We start from the raw sequence: 22,977 nt of genomic DNA on the forward strand, positions 1-22,977 counted from the left end.
AGACTCCTTCTTCACGAGCTATAGAGAATAATCAAAAGTCTAAGTAAGAGGTTTTTCAACGACACCTGAAATGATAGCCTTTGTTCTATTTCTATCAGTAGGGGATGAAGGATTAGCCCTATTGAATGGAGTTTTACTTTATAAAATCGATAATTATTATCAATTATCAGTTTCAAAAAAGAGCTCTCCAATTATTTTCAAAAAATGGCTAAAAGGGATATTTTTAGTCGTTGCTAATCGTTTTAAATCTTTTCCTTGTCTATTCCCCGTATTGGGACAGTTCCTTTTGTAAAAGTCTATGATTAAGTCATTTCCCATCATTTTTGTTTATAATTTAAAAACCATGTTGAATTTTAACACTTGATCCATTTCCATCCTTTGTTTGTCAAACTATAGTGTTGATTGTAATTTTCTTGATTGATTAAGGGATGTAATACTACATTAATGTTCCATAGCAGTACGTGATTTTCTTGATCGTAGTGACCGCCATAATACTCCTTGTTTTGGAGAAAAAATAAAGACTAGGATAAATAAAGCAGTTGCAGTTAAAACAATGACAGCACCAGATGATAAATTATGTTTAAAACTAATATATAACCCTATCACTGACGACAGTGCGCCAAAGAAGGAAGACAATATGAGCATTATCCAAAACCGATTTGTTAATAAGTATGCAGTCGCCGCTGGAGTAATAAGCATTGCAACAACCAGTACAACTCCTACAGTTTGCAAAGATGCAACAGTTGCCAATGTGAGTAACACCATAATCCCATAATGAATTAATTTCGTTGGTAATCCATAAGCTGCCGCCATTGTTTCATCAAATGTACTTACTAATAATTCTTTGTAGAAGGCAGTGACAGCAAAAATGATAATTGCACTTGTTATCAATGTCATAATCATGTCCGAATTTCTGATTGATAGCACATTGCCAAATAAAATTTGGGTTAAATCTGTAGCCGTTTGGGCTTGTGCTATAAGGATAATGCCTAAGGAAAAAAATGCTGTAAAAACAATTCCAATCGAAGAATCATTTTTGATTCGACTATTCTGACTGACAACTCCGATACCAATAGCTGTTAATATTCCAAATGTTACAGCACCGTAAAAATAATTGATTCCAAGCATGTATGAAATTGCTACTCCAGGAAGTACAGCATGGGATATAGCATCTCCCATTAATGCCATTCCTCGTAAAATGATAAACGAACCAATAATACCGCAAATGATTCCTACTGCAATAGAAGTTATTAACGCCTTCTGCAGAAATTGATAGGTCATAATATCGGTTATAAAATCCACTATACTTCGACCCCCATTTTATGAAGTAAATGAAAGTCCATTTTGTATGCTCTTGTCATTAATTCAGGTCGGATCACTTGCTGTACAGGTCCAGATTCAATCAATTCTTTGTTCATTAAAATCAATTCATCAAAATACTCTTTCACTTTTGTTAAGTCATGGTGTACAACAAATATTGTTTTCCCTTCATCTCTCAAAACTTGTAAAATATCAATAATCATTTTTTCACTAGCAACGTCAATCCCTACAAAAGGTTCATCCAAAAAGAAAAAACTTGCTTTTTGTGCTAGTGCTCGCGCGAGAAATACTCGTTGTTGCTGTCCACCTGATAATTCTCCAATTTGAGTTTTACTGTAATTTTGCATTCCTACTTTTTCCAAGCAGTGATATGCCCACTCTTTATCAGATTTTCTTGGTTTCTGAAATAGTCCAAGTTTCGGATAAGTTCCTAATAGTACTGTATCCCGAACTAAAATTGGAAAATCCCAGTCAATGTTACTTCGTTGTGGAACATAAGCAATATTTTTTTGGCTCTCCTTTATTGGTTTACCACAAATTTCAACTCTTCCACTATCACGTGGAACTAACCCTAATACAGCTTTCATCAAGGTCGATTTTCCAGCACCATTGGGACCGATAATTCCTATTAGATTACCAGTTTTAAAGGAAAAAGAAACATTTCGAACTACTTCTTTCCCATAATAGGAAACACTTAGATTGTTAGCATTTACTAAACCATTCATTATTTCACACTCCCACAAATATTATGCTATTAATAAAAGTTTTACTCGCTTCTACTATTTTTACCTAATACAAAAATTATTAATAATAGTCTACTACATAATATTTTGTTTGTAAACAAGAAGGGATAATTTATTTTGTATGCTTTTTAATACAAATCAAGGAGAGATAAAAGGCAAGTGGTAATCAATTGCCCATAAAATCTTTTACTAAATTAACTATGGAAAGATAACAGCAAGTCCAAGAATGGTTTTAGATGATAAGTTCAAATACTTAAACTGAAATAGCCTTAAAGTCGAACATATTTCTAAATCTGAAATATGGCTGTTTTTTGGAATTACATAAAAAGTAAATTCTAGTAGAGTGGAGTAAGTATAAGGTTATTCGAAGCAGTTAGGAAATTCAGGTTTGATCAGTAAAAACATGTTGGAATTTAACGTGAAAATGAAGTTATAAACCTTATGTGATTTTTTGTGTTGTTTGTAGTCATTAAAACAGCAGATTGTTAATAATTTGGATATTAATATGCCTGTTAAAAACCACATAATAATGCCAAGGTTCTAGCAATACAAGCCTTGGCATTATCTTTCATTTTCGAGGAGAATATATCCATTTCTGCATTGTGGATAATCTTTTTCGAAAAGTAGCATTGTCTAGCTTAAGCACTCGTGCTGCTTGGGAAACTCCGATTTTTCCTATGATAGGTCAACATCGGCTCGAATCTAGCGGGCTTGCCGTAAAGCATCGGCATACCTCTATTGCAGGGCATGTTTTCTTTATCAGTCAGAAGATCTCCAGTTATGATCGCTAACCGAGTGCTTCTAGCTTTTGTTTTTTAAGTATCACGAATTTAATCATCATAAGTACGAAGTATAGACAGGATTTGTCTTACACGTGAAGTAAAGCATGATTTTATAGTAATACAATATGTTTTAATTGAGCAAAATAGGATAAATTATAATTGAAATTAATTTGGAGGTGAAGCTGTTGTCCATATCACAAATTTTGAAATGGATCACAGGAATTTTTGAAGGCTTACTTGGTTTTCCTATTCTTGGAGGAGTATTTATTGTTTCGAATTTATATACACCATTATTTGTTATGCTTATCCTTCATATCATTACATTAATTTTAACGAAGAGAGACGAAGGAGCAAGTGCAGGCAGTATTTTAGGGATTATTACATCCTGTATAGGCTGGATTCCGATTGTAGGAATGATTATGCATATAATTACAGCAATTGTATTAATTATTACTGCATTTATGCCGGACAGAAGGAGTTGGATTTCTTAAGACTTATCCTTGTTGTCTAGGAAATTAAATCTGTTTCTGCATAATGGATATCTTTTTGAAAGGCGAAGTTCAATCTGTAGTAAACGTAGTTAACCGGACACTTCTAGTTGTTTTTCTTTTCGGTAGAAGGTATAGGTGGTTGTTGCAATAATGAAGTATGGTTAATTGGTAGCTGTTTTTATGAAAATTTGTATGTCTAAGCAGAATTTATAGAACAGAAAAAACGATACTGCTCTTAAGTCACACCAAACCTTGTCTAACTTTCACTTATTATAGAATAAAGCAACAGCCTTTCATAAGATAAATCAGCCTTTACACTAAATTTTTATCCCGCATGTAAGGTGCCGTAAGACTCCCACTTTAAGAGCCTGAGTTGGTACAAAAGGGTCTAAGTTGGAGAAAACGGCACCTAAATGCCCGATTCGTTCAAGGGCCTTTAGGTCATACCCTTCTAGGTACTAACATTCAGTAGGAGATGGAAGAAAACTCCTACTGAATGAAGTTTCACTTTATTAAAGTAAAGCCGAGGCTTTTCATCAATTGATAGCCTCAGCTTTTTAGATGGCAGTAGGATTTTTTTCTTTGTACATCAATTATAATGGTGAAGGTGAAAGAAAACTTTGTCTTAGCCTATAATTGGCCACCAGTGGAAGCCGTCTTTTTCTAACAGATGGTTTGCTGCTTCAGGTCCCATGGAGCCAGCTGAATAGTTAGGGAAGTCTGGTTCTTTTTTCGACCAAGCATCTAATACAGCATCGACAAATTTCCAAGAGTAAGCCACTTCATCCCAATGTGTGAAATTCGTTGTATCGCCAATAATACAATCATAAATCAATTTCTCATACGCCTCTGGTGTATTAATACCATCTATGCTACTGTGCGTATATGATAATTGTATAGGCTGAGCAATTGATCCTACACCTGCTTTTTTAGCATTCAAATGAAGAGTGATTCCTTCATTTGGCTGAATGTTAATGACCAGTAAATTTGGATGTTTTTCTGCTCTATGCTTATAATAAAGATTCATTGGTATATCTTTAAATTCAACGACAATTTTAATCGATTTTTCTTTCATTTTTTTACCAGTTCGAATATAAAAAGGTACTCCAGCCCAACGATAATTATCTATCATGACTTTTCCGGCAACATACGTTTCAGTAGTTGAATTCTCTAATTCCGGGGCTTCTTCCCGATAGCCTTTTCCTAAGCTGCCAGGACCGTATTGGCCACGGACAAAATAATCATCTACTTGTTCATGCTCAACAATTCGCATAGCACGAAGCACTTTTACCTTTTCGGAACGAATTTCATCCGGGGTAAGCTTAATGGGTGGTTCCATTGCTAAAAGAGCGACCATTTGCAGCATATGATTTTGCACCATATCTCTTGTAGCGCCAGACCGATCATAGTAACGTGCTCGATCCTCCACACCCAACTTTTCACTGGAGGTTACTTGAATATTAGAGATAAACCGGTTGTTCCACAAATGTTCAAATATTCCGTTTGCAAAACGAATTACCTCAATATTTTGCACCATTTCCTTGCCAAGATAATGATCAATTCGATATATTTGATCCTCATCGAATGCTAAACGAATTTGATTATTTAATTCTTTGGCTGATTCAAAATCGTGTCCAAAGGGCTTTTCAATGACTAACCTTGTCCAACCGGCTCCGTCCTTCAATCCATTGCGTTCAATTTCTTTAGCAATGGAACCAAAGTATTCTGGCGCCATAGCTAAGTAGAAAATGCGATTGCCATCTGTCTCATATTGCCCTTCCAACTTATTTAGTAAAGTGTTTAAATGATCGTAGGAGGAAGTATCAGTTACATCAAATGGCTGATAATAAAAATGGGATGCGAAAGCTTGTAAATCATTTTCTTTCTCTTGATCAGATACTTGAACAGATTCACAAACTTTTTTTCGAAATATATCATTCGTCCATGGACGGCGAGCAAGACCAATTACAGCAAAATCCTTACCAATTTTTCCACTTTGATAAAGACGATAAATGGAAGGGAATAATTTTCTTTTAGATAGATCCCCTGTAGCTCCAAATATGACAATAACGACGTTTGGTTTATCTATAGTTTTCAATAAAACCCTCTCCATCTGTAGTGTAGTAACAAAACTATCATATAAGGTTAAAAACGGAAAAGCAACTATTCGGGACGTAACCAATTCCATGTTTTCTTCAGCAACTGATTAGCCACTTCGGAAAACATTAATCCGATAGCGATCCCACCAGCTAGCAACATAACCTTTGCTGAGAGTTGAACAGCGTTGTAGTAATCATTTTCCACAAATTTACGCATCGCATCATAAGCCATGCCCCCTGGTACTAGTGGAATGATACCTGATACATTAAAGATAATAATCGGTGTTTTATATAATTTTGCAGAAAGCTGACTCAGAACAGCTACTAGCATGGAACCGAAAATTGTAGCAGGAACGATATCCATCCCTTGGTCGGCTAAAATATAATAGACAATCCAACCAAACATACCTACCATTCCACATTGAACTAACGTATTTCTTGGAGCATTAAAAATAATGCCAAATCCAAGAGCAGCAATAAAGCTTGTAATAAGTTGAGCAAGTACCATTAAGATCAACTCCTATATTTTAGTACATACTCTAAAAAGCCGAGATCAAGATACAGCATTGATGATAAATTAGTTCTATTTAGAAATAAACTGTATGGAGCTATATGTGTGTAATCTCAGAATTATGTAACGTCTTATTTAGATAAAGGCGAAAACTACAGCAACACCAGCTCCAATTGCAAAAGCTGTTAAACATGCTTCCACACCTTTAGATACGCCGGATACAAGGTGGCCTGCCATTAAGTCACGAACAGCATTTGTAATATGCAGCCCAGGAACGAGCGGCATCACTGCACCAATAATAATTTTATCCATTTGTACACCTATTTCATACTGAATTGCTAGTACAGCCATAACAGCAATAATAAATGAGGCGATAAATTCAGCAATAAAGCGAATTTCTAATAACTTTTCAAACCAGATCATCGCTGCATAACCAGCTGCACCAGCAATGGCAGATGGTAAGAGATCACTCCACATGCCACCAAACATAATGGTAAAGCTACCACTTGCTAAAGCAGCAGCAACGAGCTGTAACCAGAAAGGAAATGTTTCACTTGAATGCTGTACCCCTTTTAATAATAATAGCGCTTCTTTAACATCAAGTGCTTGAGCAGTTATTTGTCGCGAAATGTGATTTACATCTGCAATTTTTTGTAAATCATTAGAGCGATTGGAAATTCTCCGAAAATAAGAAGCCTCTCCTTCAGTAGAAAACTGAATTCCGGTAGGGGTAGCATAACTTTCCGCATTTTCTAGGCCAAAAGCTGTGGCAATCCGGTTCATCGTATCCTCAACTCGATATGTTTCAGCTCCATTCTCCAGCATAATTTTTCCCGCCAGTAAACAGACCTTTGCAATTGATCGTGAACTACTATCACTCATCTGCGTCCCTCCGTTCGCCGATAAAATAAGTGAGTTTGCTAACTGTTCAAGTTTTTCACCCAGTTAGGCATCTTTAAGGAACAGAGTAAATCTAATTCCTCTTTTCGCTTATCTGTGTAGGAACTTATTTTACGCAAATCATCATCTACAAAGCCAGGATGAGTCATTACTTCTACGCTATTTGCAGAAAGATGTTTGAGCTTTGAAAAAAGATCTTCATTTACAGCGTCCCCATAAAAATCTAACCAAATGTCCTCCGTTAATAAAATATCTGGCTCCGATCGCAATGATTCAGTAAATCGAACGGGTACATTGTATTTTTTAGCTAGTTGAGTAATTACCGGCCTTAATGGCTCCCAACCGTGAACATGATGGTGACTGTCAATATGGTGAAGTGGTAAACCTATTGATAAAAAAGCTTCTAATTGGGTCTGCCATTCTATTTTTATTGCCTCTATATCTGTAGCCAAAAGCTGGGAGTCTTGTTTAAATTTAAAAAAGCCATCTCGGTCTGTTAACTCTGTTACATGTTTGTTCATTGGTTTTCCCCATGTTAACACAAGATGGATTCCAACCTTTAGACTAGGATGTTTTTTCGCTTGGGTTACAGCGTAATCAGTAGCATTTCCATTCATCATTAATGTTGTAGACTGTACAATACCATCTGTATGAGCTTTTATAATACCATCTGTGACCCCTTTTGTTAATCCAAAATCGTCTGCATTAATTAAAATTTTCAATTTTATACCTCCCAAAGCGTCTTTGATTTAAATTTTTAAAAAATACGGGCGAAAAAGACATGTCGAATACTTTTGGTTGTGCTTCTTAGTGGATAAAGAAAAAGCCTACTGAATAGAAATTTCACTTTATAAAGGATAATTTCGTTCAATTACAAAGTTTGTTTTGTCTCCTCTAAAATAGGCACGGGAGTATTCTATTTTTTCTTTTTTTTCATTTTCAGCAATTGTTTCAATATGAAAACAAGGCGCGTTTAGTTCACAATGAAGATGTTTAGAACAGCGTTCATCGGCAAGTGTTATTTCAATATGCTCGACGGTCCTTGCAATATGCACATTAAAATCATCTTTTAATGCTGCATAGAGCGATGTTTTGGCCTGTTTTTCTGTTATCCCGGGTGCAATGTTCCAAGGAATATAAGAAATTTCGTACTGAGTTACATCTCCATTAGCCTTTCGCACTCTGTCAATTCGTTGGATCGGATCATTTAACGTGACATCCAGTTGATTCATTAAATAATCGTCTGCAGGGATAACAGTAATAGCAATTACCGTTATTTCAGCTTCTTTACCTTGTATAGCAACTTGATCACTATACCGTTTGACTGTTTGAGTTAATGTTTGTTTCACTTTTTGATCAGCTACAAATGTGCCTTTTCCTTGTTTACGCACCAAATAACCTTCAAGTGTTAGCTGGTTTAAAGCAGTTCTAACCGTTGTTCTGCTTACGCCAAAATCCTTGCATAATTCAAGCTCTGGAGGGATCTTATCGCCAGGCTGATATTTATTAGCTTTAATTCGATTTAATAATTCTTCTTTAATATATGCATGTAAAGATTTGTTTTTGTCCATTTTTGTTTCCTTTCGTAGTTATTTTGAATTATTAGTTACTTTCCTTCATTTTTATCCCGAATGTAAGGTCCGTAAGACTCGGACTTCACGAAGAAGTGAAGTAGGAGATAACGGCACCTAAATTCCAGATTCACTTAGGTCCACAAGACAAGGAAAGCTACGTAGCTACGCATCGCACGTAGAAAAAGTGTACTTCTTTTTCAAGGACAGGATATGCTTCGACAGCAATACACCGCACGCAGAAAAAGTGTACTTCTTTTTCAAGGACAAGGAAAGCTGCGTAACTTTTTCAAGGATGCCCAAGATTTTAGCGTTTGTGCTACTTCTATCGGTAGGGGGGTGGAGGAAACCTCCTACTGATAGAAGTTATACTTTATTTAACATAAAAACCATTTGTATTCATACATGATAGGTATATCAGACGTAATTATAACTTTATTAACGCTTCACCATGTTTAAAAGAGCGAAGGGAATGTTTCATTTTAATTGTATTGTTAACTTTCTTTAATGGGATTAAAAAAGAAATATTCAAGTCCAAAGCATTACTGCAACTAGATGGTTGCCATTGGAGTTTTCTAACATCCCTATTAGTCAAAGTTTACAGGATAATTCTATTGAATACAACTTTTTTAATTGTTATAACAATATATTTAAATTGTTATTTACAACGAATTAATTGTATGGTACATTTTGAGTAGCAATCCAATCATATATGTAACTTCATTAATTTGACAAACGTTGTAAAGGAGAGCATAAAAATGGCATTAAAACTAGTAGTAATTGGTGGAGGTTCTAGCTATACACCAGAAATTATTGAAGGGATTATTTTACGCCATTCCTCTTTTCCGGTAGAAGAAATCGTATTAGTAGATATAGAAGAAGGGAGAGACAAGCTTGAAATTGTTGGAAACCTGGCTAAACGGATGATTGAAAAATCTAATAAAGACATTCACTTATCGTGGACATTAGACAGAAGAGAAGCTTTAAAAGGTGCTGATTTTGTTTCGACTCAAATCCGAGTTGGCGGACTGGAGGCGAGATCTAAAGATGAGCGTATTCCACTGAGTCACGGGTATATTGGGCAAGAAACAAATGGTGCAGGTGGAATATTTAAAGCTTTACGGACTATCCCTGTTTTAATAGAACTGGCAAACGATGTACATGAGCTTTGTCCGAATGCTTGGATTATTAATTTCACCAATCCTGCAGGTATTGTTACGGAAGCGTTATTAAAACATTCGCCACACAAAAAGGTAATCGGTGTCTGTAACATTCCATATAATATGCGCTACTCAGCTGCTGAAGTACTAAACGTGAAACCAGAGGATGTAATGATTGAATTTGTCGGCTTGAATCACTATGTATTTGGTCGAAAAGTTTTAGTCAATGGAATCGATCGCACACAAGAAATATTAAAAAAAGTTACTGAAGGATTGGATTATTTACCAGCAAATATTATTAATCTTGGCTGGTCTAAAACTTTTATTGAAGCCACTTCTCTCATTCCAAATCCATATCATCAGTACTATTTCCAAACAGCTGATGTACTAAAAAAAGATATACAATCATTACAAGAAAATGGCACACGAGCAGAAGTTGTACAAAGACTGGAAAAATCCTTGTTTGAACTATATAAAAATCCTGATTTACATGAAAAACCTGAGGAATTAGAAAGACGAGGAGGTGCGTTCTATAGCAATGTAGCATGCAGTTTAATGGACTCTATTTATAATGATAAAGCAGATGTTCAAACAGTTAATACATTAAACAACGGGGCGATACCGGAATTACCAATTGATTCCGTTATTGAGGTGAATTGTGTAATTACTAAAGATGGTCCTAAGCCGCTTGCAGTTGGTTTTTTACCACAAAGTATCAAAGGACATATTTATCAAATGAAGGCATTTGAAGAGCTGGTTATTCGTGCAAGTATATCTGGTGATTATAATGACGCTTACTTGGCGATGGTAATGAATCCATTAGTAGCAGATGAAACCGATAGCAAGATCATTCTTGACGAGTTGTTACAAGCTCACCAAGCTTACTTGCCACAATTTTTTTAAAAATTGGGAGGGTTATCCATGGATAATAAAATTATGCAAAAGTTCATTGAAATTGCTGGTCGTATTGGATCACAACGTCATCTTGTAGCAATACGTGACGGGTTTGTTGCTATTATGCCTTTGATTATAGTAGGATCTTTAGCTATATTAATTAATAATTTTCCTCCATTTGGATCCTTTAACTTTGTGGAGTGGATGAATACAATCTTTGGTGAGGGCAATTGGCAGGCAGTAGGGGGAAGTATTTGGAATGGCACATTTGCCGTATTAGCTCTTTTAGTAACCTTTGCAATCGCGTATAATTTAGCTAAGTCGTATGAAGTAGATGGGTTAGCGGCTGGTATAATTGCAGCATCCGGTTTTATTATGTTGGTACCGATTACAGAAGATGGTGGACTAAATATAGGTTGGTTAGGAACACAAGGATTATTTGTCGGTATCATTCTTGCTTTAATTGTAACTGAACTTTTCCGAATACTTATAAGCTCCAAGATGACAATAAAAATGCCAGAAGGTGTTCCGGATGGTGTGGCCAGATCCTTTGAAGCTTTAATACCTGCAGTGATCATATTAATTATACTTGGATTTTTCCAAGCGCTTATGAATGTGTTTGCTAATATAAGCATTTTTGAAGTGATTTTTAATATACTTCAGGAGCCATTACAGGGACTCGGAAATACGTTACCTGCTGCCATGCTTGTTTCTTTTTTAAATCATCTGCTCTGGTTCTTCGGATTACACGGTACGAATATTATAGGTTCGGTTATTGAACCGGTATATTTACCGTTAATTGAAGAAAATCTTAACCTATTCAAGGATGGCATGTCAGCATTTGATGTTCCAAATATTGTAACTAAACCATTTTTGGATTCATTTGTATTTATTGGGGGAAGCGGTACCACAATTGCTCTATTAATTGCTATCTTTATTGTTATTCAAAAGGAGAAAAATCATCCTTATCGACAAGTTGCTAAACTATCTGCTCCGGCTGGAATATTTAATATCAATGAGCCCGTTATCTTTGGATTACCAATTGTGTTGAACCCTGTTATGTTGATTCCATTTATCTTGGTTCCGGTAACCTTAACAATTACATCGTACATTGCTTTAGCCACAGGTCTAGTACCTAGAACAGTTGCTATTTTACCGTGGACAACACCACCAATTTTAAGTGGATATCTTGTAACAGGAGGAAGTTGGCGGGGAATCGCTCTACAAATCGTTAATTTAGTTATCGCTATTGCAATGTATATACCATTCATCTTGGCAGGAACAAGAACAATGAAACGAAATGGGGAAAAATAATGATTAGAAAAGAAGAATTACAACAATTATCATTTTCCATTATTTTACATGCCGGAAATGCTCGTTCGCTTTCTATGGAAGCGATATCAAGGGCGAGAGTAAATCAAATAGAAGAAGCTCGCAATATGATAGGAGAAGCTGAAACTGAATTTATCGAAGCACACCACTTACAAACAAAGCTGCTACAACAAGAGGCAGAAGGAAAGCATACAGAAGTATCAATTATCCTTGTTCATGCACAAGATCACTTAATGACAGCAATGACAGTAAAAGATTTAGCCATAGAAATGATCCATATGTATGAAAAAATAGAGGAGGAAAAATGTTGAAGATTATCCTTGTTTGTTCTGCAGGTATGTCTACATCCTTGCTTGTTAAAAAAATGAAAGAAGCTGCTGAGAACAGAAAATTAGAAGCAGATATTCGTGCAGTAGCAGAAACTCAACTGAAACATGAACTTGATCAGCTTGATGTTGTATTAATTGGACCACAAGTTCGTTATTTAGCAACAAAAATTAAAGCTCAGCTTGAACCAAAAGGGATAGCGGTAGATGTAATTGATCAAGTGGCCTATGGAATGATCCAAGGAGAGAAAGTGTTAGATCAAGCACTATCTTTAGTTAATCATTAAAAAATATTTTAATACTGTAATGAATTACTCTATACAAAAAGAAAATTCACACTGAAAATGCTTGTTAAAACCTGCTTAAATTTGAATATAGCAGGTTTTTTTATTTTATCCCGCATGTAAGGTGCCGTAAGACTCCCACTTTTAAGAGCCTGAGTTGGTACAAAAGGGTCTAAGTGGGAGAAAACGGTACCTAAATGCCCGATTCGTTCAAGTGCTTTTAGGTCATACCCTTCTGGTACTAACATTCAGTAGGAGATGGAAGAAAACTCCTACTGAATGAAGTTTCACTTTATAGGAATCTGTTTTTTATGGTAGCTTCTTTTAGCTTAAGCCCTCAAGCTGTAGAACTTCTTTCTAAGATAAGTCAAGCAAAAAGTTTCATTTCTAAGCTTTGTATCTTCCCAGTATCTATTAAATTTTAATAGAATCAACATAACTCTTGATTAAAATAGTTTTCATATATATAATTAAAATGTAAATAGTTATCAAAATGAATTTTTGAAAGAAAATCATATTAAAACCGATTTTCGTAGGATTCCTGGCTGAGTAGTTCTAGAGAGTTCACCTTATATCCATGGATTTAAAGTAAACGGTTTCAAATAAAGGTGTATATGCATCATAAAACTGTTAAAAAACAAAAAGGAGAATGAGGTGCTGACATGGAAAAGGCTTTTTTGAAAAGGCACAACGATTTGGTAAGTCATTTATGCTTCCTATCGCTGTGTTACCAGCTGCAGGGTTGTTTCTTGGAATTGGAGGGGCATTAAGTAACCCTGCAACAATCGAAGTATATTCTTTCCTGGATCAAAAATGGTTACAAGCTATTTTTATCAGATTGCGCTAATTGAGCAAAAAAGACGGCTTGCGTTCCTTCAATTAACGTTCCATCAATAATCATGGATCCACCAAGGCTGGTCGTCCAAAATGTTTGGTTTGTTTTGGTTTTTCCTATATTACGTTACGTTTCGCTTTGCGATTAGCAAGTTTAATTTAAAAACACCCGGACGAAAGGATGAAGAAATGGAAGACTACAAAAGAACAAGCTCTTGCTATTATAAATGGTCTCGGAGGTAAAGCTAATATCAAAGATGTTGATAATTGCGCAACTCGTTTACGAGTAAGTGTGTATAACCCAGAGCACGTACAAATAGAAACATTGATGAAAACAGGGGCAAAAGGCGTCGTTGCTAAGGGCAGTGGTATTCAAGTGATTTATGAACCTGAAGTGACGACAATAAAAAAGGAGAGTTATGATATGTATTTAAAGCAATTAAAGAATCAACTAATTGTCTCCTGCCAAGCATTAGAGAATGAACCATTACATTCCTCAGAAATTATGGCAAAAATGGCATTAGCTGCTGTTGAGGGGGGAGCAAAAGGAATTAGAGCCAACTCTGTAGCTGATATAAAAGCGATTAAACAACAAGTAAATGTTCCTATAATAGGAATTATTAAACAAGATTATCCAGATAGTGATGTTTACATTACACCAACAATTAAGGAAGTAAAGGCCTTATTATCTGTAGGAACAAACATCATAGCGATGGATGCAACAATGAGAAGACGTCCAAACGATCAACGCTTGAAAGAGATGATCTCATTTATCAGGGAACAATCAGTTGCTATGGTTATGGCAGATATTTCGACGGTTGATGAAGCGAAACGTGCAGAAAAGCTTGGATTTGATTGTGTATCAACGACATTAGTTGGATATACCGAAGAAACAAAAGATCAACATATAGCAACAAATGACTTTACATTATTAAGGGAGATGATTACTCAATTATCTATACCGGTGATCGCAGAAGGTAAAATAGATTCGCCGCAAATGGCGCTTCAAGCTCTAATTAATGGTGCTTACTTTGTTGTAGTAGGAAGTGCCATCACTAGACCGCAAATCATCACGAAAAAATTTACCGATGAAATGGAAAAATATAGCGCCAACGAATAAGTTGGTTGCTATATTTTCTTGTATTCTTCTAATTTTTTCAGTGTTTGTCGATAAGAACGGATTGCTTCTTCGTCGGATAATAAAATCATACTAAGTATATCTAAACAAATCAAAATAGATAGTTGACTATTCATAAATCCTTTTAAATGATATAGATGTAAACTTGAGGTATACAGAATCAAATCGGATTGATTTGCTAAAGCGGTCTCTGAAAAATTAGTAATAGAAATTATTTTTGCACCATTGGACTTTGCAACCTTTATACTGTCAATAACCTCTCTTGTCTGTCCGGAAGAAGAAATAGCAATAACGATGTCTGTTGAAGAGAGAATGGAAGCATTGATGATCATACCATGAGAATCAATATGTGTATCAACGCTAAATCCCATTCTTGATAGCCTGATTTTTAATTCTTGTGCTGATAAACCAGAACTGCCAAGACCATAAACATGAATTTGTCTAGCACTTCGGATCCAGTTTGCAGCTAGTTCGTAATCCTTGATCTCTGCTACTGAATGTGTTGATTTTATAACAGCATGATAAAATTGAGCAACTGTTTCAATTGTTTCACCTAATTCAAACGTTTGTTCCACGGCATCACGTAACAATATTTTAAACTCAACAAAATTTTTTGTACCAATTTTTTTGCAGAATCGTGTAATCGTAGCAATGGATACATCTATTTTATCTGCTAATTCCTGAATATGAATATTCAACAAATTTTGGCTGTTGTTTATCACATAATCGGCGACTTTTTTTTCGGTTTTACTTAGTGTTTGATATTTCAAGAGAATATGGTCAAGAATAGAGCCCATTGTTTATTTCCTCCACAAACATTTATTTGTCCTGCATTAACTGATAGTAAGTCCTCTACATGAATAATTCAAAAAATGTTTAGGTGAAGTTCAACTGCTAGTAATTGTCAGATTAACCCAACTAACTATCCATAAGAAATAAGGACATATCTAAAAACTTCTTTGATAAGACTAATACTAATTATATAAAAGTATAAGATGAATTGCTAATTGTGAACGGAAGATAATCTACATATATCTTTTCAAATAATCTAACTAATTTGTTGAAAACAGTTTAGGGGAGTTCAATTTTTTACTTTACAATTAATACCATCGTTGTTAAGCTAAAAATAGTTAAAAAATTGAACCTGGACCTTTAAACACTAGGGGAGCTAGAGAATAGCTGAGAAGAACATGTATGTTTTGACCCTTCGTACCCGAACAGGATAATGCCTGCGTGGGAAAGTGTAGTCATATTTGGCTGCATTCACGTGGTGGATGCAGCTTATTTTATACGTTAAGAGGGATAAATTTTTTAAGTGAACGTTCTTTAACCGTGAAAATTTCTAATGGCATTTGTAAAAGTATGGTTATGCTACAGCTTGTGATAAGTAAAGAGCGACTAATCCTTTCACTTTATAAGAGATAGCGTATAGAAAAACTCCAATTCTATGACTAATTGCTTACCACTATGCAAAGTTTAATCTAAATATTGCATTATTAGGCGGACTTGTTCCTTTTTTAAAGAATTATTTCAATTTAAAAGAGATCTTTCTACAGAAAAGAATGGTTAGGGACACTCATTCACTAAACTCTCACGTAGGGATGTACAATTTACCATGCTTCTCACTTCCTCATAAATAAATATGAAAGTTTTAAAGGTTCTCTTATTCTGGAGGCGATTTTTCATGAAAGAACAATGGGGGCTTTTAGAAAATGTTCCTCATGATGCAACGATTAATATGGCTTTAGATGAAGCATTACTAAATTGGCATCATGAAGGAGAAATACCGCCAACATTACGTTTCTATCAATGGATTGCTCCTACTCTGTCTGTAGGACATTTTCAAAAAATAGATGGGAAAATTGATTTGGATGGTGTACGTAAGCATCAATGTCAGTTTGTACGCAGGATGACGGGAGGAAGTGCCGTCTTGCACGATGATGAATTAACTTATAGCATTGTTATTTCCGAAGAACATCCATCTATTGCTCCTACTATTCGCCAGGCGTATTATGATTTATCGAAAGGAATTCTTCAGGGGTATAACAATTTGGGGATTGAAGCAACGTATGCAGACTCACTTTCTAAAGAAAGAAGCAGTATATGTTTTGAACGACCAGCATTTTATGAATTAGTTGTTGATGGAAAAAAACTATCCGGAAATGCACAAACTAGAAAGAAAGGCATATTGCTTCAACATGGGTCCATTCCGATATCAATAAATATCGACATGTTATTTGATTTATTTGTATTTCCAAATGAGAGAATAAAGCAAAGAAAAAAACAGGCTTTTTGGAACAAGGCAACAACCATTAGTCGGCTATTACAGGAGCATGTTTCCTATGAAATAGTAAAAGAAGCATTTAAGAAAGGTTTTTCGGATGCGTTAGATATTGAACTTAAAGCTTTCTCTTTAACAAAGAGTCAGTGGAGTGAAGTTTATGAGTTGGCTGAAGCAAAGTATGCAAATACACCATTAAAAGGAGCGGTTTCTCATGTCTAAAGACGCAACATATGTAAGAAAGCCGGAGTGGTTAAAAACGAAGATTAATACGAATAAATCGTATCGGGGACTAAAAAAATTAATGCGCGATAATCGATTAAACACTGTATGTGAAGAGGCGCGTTGTCCTAATTTACATGAGTGCTGGAGTGAAAGAAAGACAGCTACCTTTATGATTTTAGGTGATACATGTACAAGAGGCTGCCGCTTTTGTGCAGTAAAAACAGGATTGCCAAATGAATTAGATTGGGGCGAGCCGGAACGAGTAGCTGACTCCGTTAAAATAATGGGGCTGAAGCATGTTGTAGTAACAGCTGTTGCACGTGATGACCTATATGATGGCGGTGCAGCCGTTTTTGCGGAAACAGTTCGGGCAATAAGAAGGAAAAATCCAGGTTGTACGATTGAAATTCTTCCTTCTGATATGAAGGGGGATTATGAAAGCTTACATACGCTTATGGATAGTAATCCGGATATCTTTAACCATAATATCGAGACAGTGCGTCGTTTAACGAAACGAGTACGTGCAAAAGCTACCTATGATCGTTCATTACAATTATTACAGCGTGTAAAGGAAATTGCTCCACATACACCAACAAAATCGAGTATTATGGTCGGTTTAGGAGAGGAAAAAGAAGAAATTATCCAAGCAATGGATGATCTTTTAGCCCATCAAGTAGATATTATGACAATCGGACAGTATTTGCAGCCAACGAAAAAGCATTTAAAAGTAGAGCGTTACTATCATCCAGATGAGTTTGAAGAATTAAAGGAAATTGCATTACACAAAGGATTTAAACATTGTGAATCAGGGCCATTAGTTCGTTCTTCTTATCATGCTGATGAACAAGTAAGTCAAACGGCTGCACAAAGAAGAATTAATTATATGAAGGGCTATGAAGAACAGGAAAACCAAGTGGTTGATTTTAAGTTTACAAAGTAAGAGTAAGCTGCATTTACGGTGGCCCCCTTCGCTATAAATAAGCATAAAAATTGGATAGGCATGAGACTATACATTCTAGAGCACCCCCGTTTTGGAGGGTGTTCCTTTTGTCCATATGTATGAACAGGCAGTGTGTAAAGTAATAAAGAGACTCCCGGTTGGTAAAAATTAAAATCAACATGTACGTAATGAACTATTTACGCAGTTTCGTAGCTAATAAAAGTTTATGCTTACGATACGAACTCTCTATTTCGGGTTTATTGTATTAACATGTATAATAGGGTTAAGTTTATCACGCATGTAAGGTGCCGTAAGACTCTCACTTCAAGACCTGAGCTGGTACAAAAGGGTCTAAGTTAGGAGAAAACGGCACCTAAATGCCCGATTGGTTTAAGGGCCTTTAGGTCATACCCTTGTGGTACTAACATTCCGTGTAAAAAGAGTTCCACGGAATGAAGTTTCACTTTATAGCATTTTAAGGTGTTCAAATAGTTAAGAATAAAGAAAATGCCACTAAAAAATTATACTTTATCGTGTGCGTGTTCGAAAAGAAGATAAGTAAACCACAGAAGTTTGAGGCGGTGCCGTTTCGGGAACCGTCGGGGGAATAAGTCAATAAGAAAATTTGTCTAGCTTCAAGTCTTTAACAGAGACGACTGCCTAGTTCTACTGATGCGTTGGACATGGGCATTTCCACTCGCGTTACCTTTTAACTTCAGCATGCAAAAAAATTATCCATTCTAACGTACACAGAAAATTCGACGTGTTATTTTTAAACAACTTTTGAACAATCTCTTATAGGTAAATAGAAATGGAGCGTTATAACTATGAAGTCCGTCACCGTTCAAGAATTGGCACAACAATTTAATTTGGAAGTACTGGTAGGAGAGGATAAACTACATCGGAGAATAACGAAGCCAAGAACTCATCGTCCAGGGCTGGAATTTATTGGATATTTTGATTTTTTTCCAATGGAGCATGTTCAAGTACTCGGCAAAAAGGAGATAACTTATTTACACCAATTGTCCCATGAACAGCGGCGTCTACGAATTGGTAATATTGTAAAATATCATCCACCTTGTTTTATTGTAACTTCTGACCAGGGGGGGCTGCAATATCTGACTCAATTTTGCAAGGAAGAGGGGATACCGCTGCTTCGTACGAAAGAGCCTACATCTACGTTTATTGAAAAGTATGATGCTTATATGATTAAAGCATTAGCACCAGAGACAGCAATACACGCTGTATGTGTAAATATCTTTGGACTTGGGGTATTACTTCGCGGAAAATCAGGAATTGGTAAAAGTGAAATAGCTCACACACTAATTGGCAGAGGACATCGATTGGTTGCTGATGATATTGTCGTTTTAAAAAAATTAGGTCCTGATACATTGCTTGGTACACATAACCAGACGAATAAAGAGTTTCTTGCCTTACGCAGTGTTGGACTTTTGAATGTCGTTCGATTATATGGGCGAAAAGCATTTCAAGAGGAAACACGAATTGCATTAGATATTCATTTAACCGAATGGGAAAAGGATGCACTAAATAATGAATTGGAATTAGAAACTCAGACTTGTGATTATATGGGTGTAACGATTCCGAGTATTGAAATTCAATTACAGCCGGGACGAGACGTGGTCGGTCTAATAGAAGCAGCGGCTAATAATTGGTATTTGCAGCAGCAGGGCTATAGTGCGGCCGAAGAATTTATTCAACGATTAGAATCGGATATGGAAAAAAAGGAAAAAGGAGCCCCTTAATGCAAGGGCCTTCCAAGCTCTAAAAGGAATTTATCATCGTATTGCAATAATTGCGGATTCTAAGGCGCCATCATAAATAGCGAGACAACCGAAATGATTGGAATTGTGATAGACAAGAATAAACTAAAGGAAGACCGACTAAAAGCGGGCTTGTCGCTCAGGCGTCGGCATATCCCTATTTTAGAGGCATGTTTTCTTTATCCCGGATGTAAGGATCCGTATTTTTCTCATTTCAAAAATGTACTAATGATGATGCGAACATGATGAGAAAAACGGGTCCTAAATCCCCGATTGGTTTATCTAACATTTCTTGGGAAAAGCATCCAAGAAATGAAGATTCACTTTATCTCGTCAGAAGACCTCGAGTTAGTACGTCGCTAGCCGGATTTTCCGCTTTTGTTCTACAAGAATACTATCAAAAATTATCGATAGACACAATAAAATTTGCTAAAAACTGCTAGGGTTCGATATAATTTAAGACGATTACGTATTAATGAAAGCAAGGAGAAATACAGCTAAGAATCTTAGGAGAATGATATGTTAAATTATGTGGATTTAATAATAGCCTTTAGTATCGCCGTGATAACATCTTTTCTGCTTACTTATCCAGTAAAAAAATTGGCCTTTTTAATCGGTGCTGTTGATTTTCCTAACTATCGAAAAATACATACAAAAGTAACTCCTCGTCTGGGGGGGTTAGCCATTTTTTTGGGAACAGTAGCTGGATTACTTTATCTACAGCCATATCATCCACATTTGCCTGAAATAGCTGCTGGAGCCGTTGTTATTATTATAACTGGTGCACTAGATGATCGGTTTAGTATCCAGCCGATGGTTAAACTAACGGGACAATTAATAGCAGCCTCATTTTTAGTTTCATCAGGCCTGATTATTGAAAAATTAACTCTTCCACTTTTTGGAACTGTTGAACTGGGATTTATTAGTGTGATGATTACTGTTTTATGGGTAGTCGGAATTACAAATGCGATTAATTTAATTGATGGCTTAGATGGTCTAGCAACAGGTGTGACGTCGATCGCATTGATTAGTATCTGTATTATGGCATTTATAGACATGCAAATTATTGTTGCTTATCTTTGTATTGTATTAATTGGGAGTAATCTTGGCTTTTTGTATCATAATTTTTACCCTGCAAAAATTTATATGGGAGACACAGGCTCAAACTTTCTTGGGTATATGATCGCAGTTGTTTCCATGCTGGGTTTATTTAAAAATGTTGCTTTATTTAGCTTTATTATTCCAATTATTGTCTTAGCTGTTCCAATATTTGATACATTGTTTGCCATCGCCCGCAGAGCTTATAATAAAGAAAATATTATGATGCCGGATAATAAACATATCCATTATCAACTTTTACAGGCAGGCTACAGCCATCGTAAAACAGTGTTAATTATATATGGATTTAGCGCATTGTTTGGAACTTTAGCTATATTATTTTCCAATGCAAGTATCACCGTTTCATTTATTATTACGATTATCGTACTGATTCTCCTCCATCTTTTTGCGGAAATGGCAGGGATTGTTATGGGAGGAAAACGGCCTGTGTTGCGTATGCTTCGTTTAATAGTTACAAGACAAATAAGACAAAAAGGTGAAGATAAAACAAAATGAATCGTCAAAATGGATAAAGTCTACTATAATAAAGAAGAAGTAAATGAGGTATATACAGTTTAGAGCTGGAAAGGAATGACATACAAACATGGGTAAACAACAAATTGGCGTAATTGGCTTAGCTGTCATGGGAAAGAACCTTGCATTAAATATTGAAAGTTGCGGCTATTCTGTCGCTGTTTATAATCGTTCCAGTGAGAAAACCGAAGCTTTTTTACAAAATGAAGCAAAGGATAAAAATTTTAAAGGTGCTTTTTCACTTGAAGAATTTGTTCAGTCACTGGAAATACCACGTAAAATTCTATTGATGGTAAAAGCAGGTGCAGCTACCGACGCAACCATTGAAGCACTCCGCCCGTATTTAGAAAAAGGCGATATTTTAATTGATGGTGGAAATACATTATTTGAAGATACGATTCGTAGAAATAAAGAGCTTGAGAAAGCAGGTATTCATTTTATCGGTACTGGTGTATCCGGTGGAGAAGAGGGTGCGTTAAAAGGACCATCCATCATGCCTGGAGGCCAAAAAGAAGCTCATGCACTAGTTGCTCCAATTTTCGAAGCAATCGCAGCTAAGGTAGATGGCGAGGCATGTACAACGTATATCGGTCCGGATGGTGCAGGTCATTATGTGAAAATGGTTCATAATGGTATTGAATATGGAGATATGCAACTTATTTCAGAAGCATACTTTATTTTAAAACATGTACTTGGTTTAAATGCAGACGAGCTTCATGAGGTGTTTGCAGAATGGAATAAAGGTGAGCTCGATAGCTATCTTATTGAAATTACAGCAGATATTTTTACAAAAAAAGATGAAGAAACGAATCAACCATTAGTTGAAGTTATTTTAGATACTGCAGGTCAAAAAGGTACTGGAAAATGGACGAGCAAAAACGCATTAGACTTAGGGGTTCCGTTACCACTGATTACGGAGTCGGTATTTGCCCGCTTTATTTCAGCAATGAAAGACGAACGCGTATTAGCAAGTAAACAATTAAAAGGGCCAGAGTCTACAGCATTTACAGGAGATAAACAAGCATTAATTGAAGCAGTTCGTAAAGCACTATATATGAGTAAAATCTGTTCGTATGCCCAAGGTTTTGCGCAAATGCGTGCACAATCAGAAGAATTTAATTGGAACTTAAGTTATGGCGAAATTGCCATGATTTGGCGTGGGGGCTGTATTATCCGCGCTCAGTTCCTGCAAAAAATTAAAGATGCGTATGATCGTAATCCTGCATTAGCTAATTTACTGCTTGATCCTTACTTCAAAGAAATTGTGGAGACTTATCAAGGAGCACTACGTGAAGTTGTTGCTGTTGCCATTAAGCATGGTATTGCTGTACCAGCATTATCAAGTGCCATCGCTTATTATGACAGCTACCGTTCTGCTGAATTACCTGCCAATTTAGTTCAAGCACAACGTGATTACTTTGGAGCACATACGTATCAACGAAAAGATAAAGAAGGCGTCTTCCATACGCAATGGTTTTAAGTAAGATAAGCTCTCTTCAGATAATCTGAAGGAGCTTTTTTTATGTATAGAAAACCTAGCACTTGCGCTTTTGTGACCAGCTTCCGCACTCATGCTGCTAGCAAACTTCGTACGATAAGTTAACATCGGCTTCCTCATCACTGTACTTCCTTTATCCACCAATTAAGATTTCCGTATTTTTTTCATTTAAATAATCAGCTTCTTATTTACAACCTTGATTCCAGATGCCATTACCCGATTATAAAAGTGCATA

Annotated in this window: 19 protein-coding genes, 1 pseudogene and 1 riboswitch; of the genes and pseudogenes, 12 read left to right on the plus strand and 8 right to left on the minus strand. The window is 35.9% G+C overall.

Going from position 1 to position 22,977, the window contains the following annotated elements:
* Positions 1-441: 441 nt before the first annotated feature.
* On the minus strand, positions 442-1,281 hold the full coding sequence (locus KQI21_RS14725) for a metal ABC transporter permease (protein ID WP_216485107.1): 840 nt from the start codon (positions 1,279-1,281) through the stop codon (positions 442-444).
* A gap of 20 nt (positions 1,282-1,301) precedes the next feature.
* Positions 1,302-2,045 carry a metal ABC transporter ATP-binding protein gene (locus KQI21_RS14730; RefSeq protein WP_216484993.1) on the minus strand — a complete coding sequence of 248 codons (744 nt, stop codon included), beginning with the start codon at positions 2,043-2,045 and terminating at the stop codon, positions 1,302-1,304.
* Between the two features lie 985 nt (positions 2,046-3,030).
* Between KQI21_RS14730 and KQI21_RS14735 the strand changes: the two genes are divergently transcribed.
* Positions 3,031-3,336 carry a hypothetical protein gene (locus tag KQI21_RS14735; protein WP_216484994.1) on the plus strand — a complete coding sequence of 102 codons (306 nt, stop codon included), beginning with the start codon at positions 3,031-3,033 and terminating at the stop codon, positions 3,334-3,336.
* A 625-nt stretch (positions 3,337-3,961) separates the two neighbouring features.
* Here the strand turns inward: KQI21_RS14735 and zwf are convergent.
* From zwf to KQI21_RS14760, 5 genes are all read right to left on the minus strand, one after another.
* Positions 3,962-5,434, minus strand: a complete 1,473-nt coding sequence (gene zwf, locus KQI21_RS14740) for a glucose-6-phosphate dehydrogenase (RefSeq protein ID WP_253291537.1) — start codon at positions 5,432-5,434, stop codon at positions 3,962-3,964.
* 65 nt (positions 5,435-5,499) lie between these two features.
* On the minus strand, positions 5,500-5,943 hold the full coding sequence (locus tag KQI21_RS14745; protein WP_216484995.1) for a threonine/serine exporter family protein: 444 nt from the start codon (positions 5,941-5,943) through the stop codon (positions 5,500-5,502).
* Positions 5,944-6,081: 138 nt separating this feature from the next.
* The gene (locus KQI21_RS14750; RefSeq protein ID WP_216484996.1) at positions 6,082-6,828 is read right to left on the minus strand and encodes a threonine/serine exporter family protein; all 747 of its coding nucleotides are present in this window, start codon (positions 6,826-6,828) and stop codon (positions 6,082-6,084) included.
* Between the two features lie 38 nt (positions 6,829-6,866).
* Entirely contained in the window at positions 6,867-7,568 is a 702-nt protein-coding gene (chbG, locus tag KQI21_RS14755) for a chitin disaccharide deacetylase (protein WP_216484997.1), read from the minus strand.
* A 126-nt stretch (positions 7,569-7,694) separates the two neighbouring features.
* On the minus strand, positions 7,695-8,417 hold the full coding sequence (locus KQI21_RS14760; RefSeq protein WP_216484998.1) for a GntR family transcriptional regulator: 723 nt from the start codon (positions 8,415-8,417) through the stop codon (positions 7,695-7,697).
* A gap of 758 nt (positions 8,418-9,175) precedes the next feature.
* Between KQI21_RS14760 and KQI21_RS14765 the strand changes: the two genes are divergently transcribed.
* The 6 genes and pseudogenes from KQI21_RS14765 to KQI21_RS14790 all read left to right on the plus strand — a co-directional run bounded on the left by KQI21_RS14765 (position 9,176) and on the right by KQI21_RS14790 (position 14,367).
* Positions 9,176-10,480: a 6-phospho-beta-glucosidase gene (locus KQI21_RS14765; protein ID WP_253291539.1), complete on the plus strand. Its 1,305-nt coding sequence runs from the start codon at positions 9,176-9,178 to the stop codon at positions 10,478-10,480.
* An 18-nt stretch (positions 10,481-10,498) separates the two neighbouring features.
* Complete coding sequence (locus KQI21_RS14770; RefSeq protein WP_216484999.1) at positions 10,499-11,785, plus strand: PTS sugar transporter subunit IIC; 1,287 nt, start codon at positions 10,499-10,501, stop codon at positions 11,783-11,785.
* Entirely contained in the window at positions 11,785-12,114 is a 330-nt protein-coding gene (locus tag KQI21_RS14775; RefSeq protein ID WP_216485000.1) for a PTS lactose/cellobiose transporter subunit IIA, read from the plus strand. The genes KQI21_RS14770 and KQI21_RS14775 overlap by 1 nt, the downstream gene beginning before the upstream one ends.
* Positions 12,108-12,416, plus strand: a complete 309-nt coding sequence (locus KQI21_RS14780) for a PTS sugar transporter subunit IIB (protein ID WP_216485001.1) — start codon at positions 12,108-12,110, stop codon at positions 12,414-12,416. Before KQI21_RS14775 ends, KQI21_RS14780 begins: the two co-directional genes overlap by 7 nt.
* Positions 12,417-13,428: 1,012 nt before the next feature.
* Positions 13,429-13,572: pseudogene (locus KQI21_RS16295) on the plus strand (PTS sugar transporter subunit IIB); the annotation flags it as partial.
* A gap of 99 nt (positions 13,573-13,671) precedes the next feature.
* Positions 13,672-14,367: an N-acetylmannosamine-6-phosphate 2-epimerase gene (locus tag KQI21_RS14790; protein WP_216485110.1), complete on the plus strand. Its 696-nt coding sequence runs from the start codon at positions 13,672-13,674 to the stop codon at positions 14,365-14,367.
* A gap of 8 nt (positions 14,368-14,375) precedes the next feature.
* Here KQI21_RS14790 and KQI21_RS14795 read toward each other — a convergent pair whose 3' ends face one another.
* Positions 14,376-15,182: a MurR/RpiR family transcriptional regulator gene (locus tag KQI21_RS14795; protein WP_216485002.1), complete on the minus strand. Its 807-nt coding sequence runs from the start codon at positions 15,180-15,182 to the stop codon at positions 14,376-14,378.
* 354 nt (positions 15,183-15,536) lie between these two features.
* Positions 15,537-15,642, plus strand: a riboswitch (TPP riboswitch).
* A 427-nt stretch (positions 15,643-16,069) separates the two neighbouring features.
* On the opposite strand from KQI21_RS14795, the gene lipM reads away from it, so the two are divergent.
* The 5 genes from lipM to gnd all read left to right on the plus strand — a co-directional run bounded on the left by lipM (position 16,070) and on the right by gnd (position 22,724).
* Positions 16,070-16,888, plus strand: coding sequence for an octanoyltransferase LipM (gene lipM, locus KQI21_RS14800; RefSeq protein WP_216485003.1), 819 nt, complete (start codon positions 16,070-16,072; stop codon positions 16,886-16,888).
* Entirely contained in the window at positions 16,881-17,831 is a 951-nt protein-coding gene (lipA, locus tag KQI21_RS14805; protein WP_216485004.1) for a lipoyl synthase, read from the plus strand. Before lipM ends, lipA begins: the two co-directional genes overlap by 8 nt.
* A gap of 827 nt (positions 17,832-18,658) precedes the next feature.
* A complete protein-coding gene (hprK, locus tag KQI21_RS14810) occupies positions 18,659-19,594 on the plus strand; it encodes an HPr(Ser) kinase/phosphatase (protein WP_216485005.1) in 936 nt (311 codons plus the stop codon).
* A 537-nt stretch (positions 19,595-20,131) separates the two neighbouring features.
* The gene (locus tag KQI21_RS14815; protein ID WP_216485006.1) at positions 20,132-21,226 is read left to right on the plus strand and encodes a glycosyltransferase family 4 protein; all 1,095 of its coding nucleotides are present in this window, start codon (positions 20,132-20,134) and stop codon (positions 21,224-21,226) included.
* Positions 21,227-21,314: 88 nt separating this feature from the next.
* Positions 21,315-22,724 (plus strand): NADP-dependent phosphogluconate dehydrogenase, encoded by a 1,410-nt coding sequence (gene gnd, locus KQI21_RS14820; protein WP_216485007.1) that lies wholly within the window; start codon positions 21,315-21,317, stop codon positions 22,722-22,724.
* Positions 22,725-22,977 lie beyond the last annotated feature (253 nt).

The sequence above is a fragment of the Virgibacillus proomii genome, from assembly GCF_018916875.1.
GTDB lineage: Bacteria > Bacillota > Bacilli > Bacillales > Amphibacillaceae > Virgibacillus > Virgibacillus proomii_B.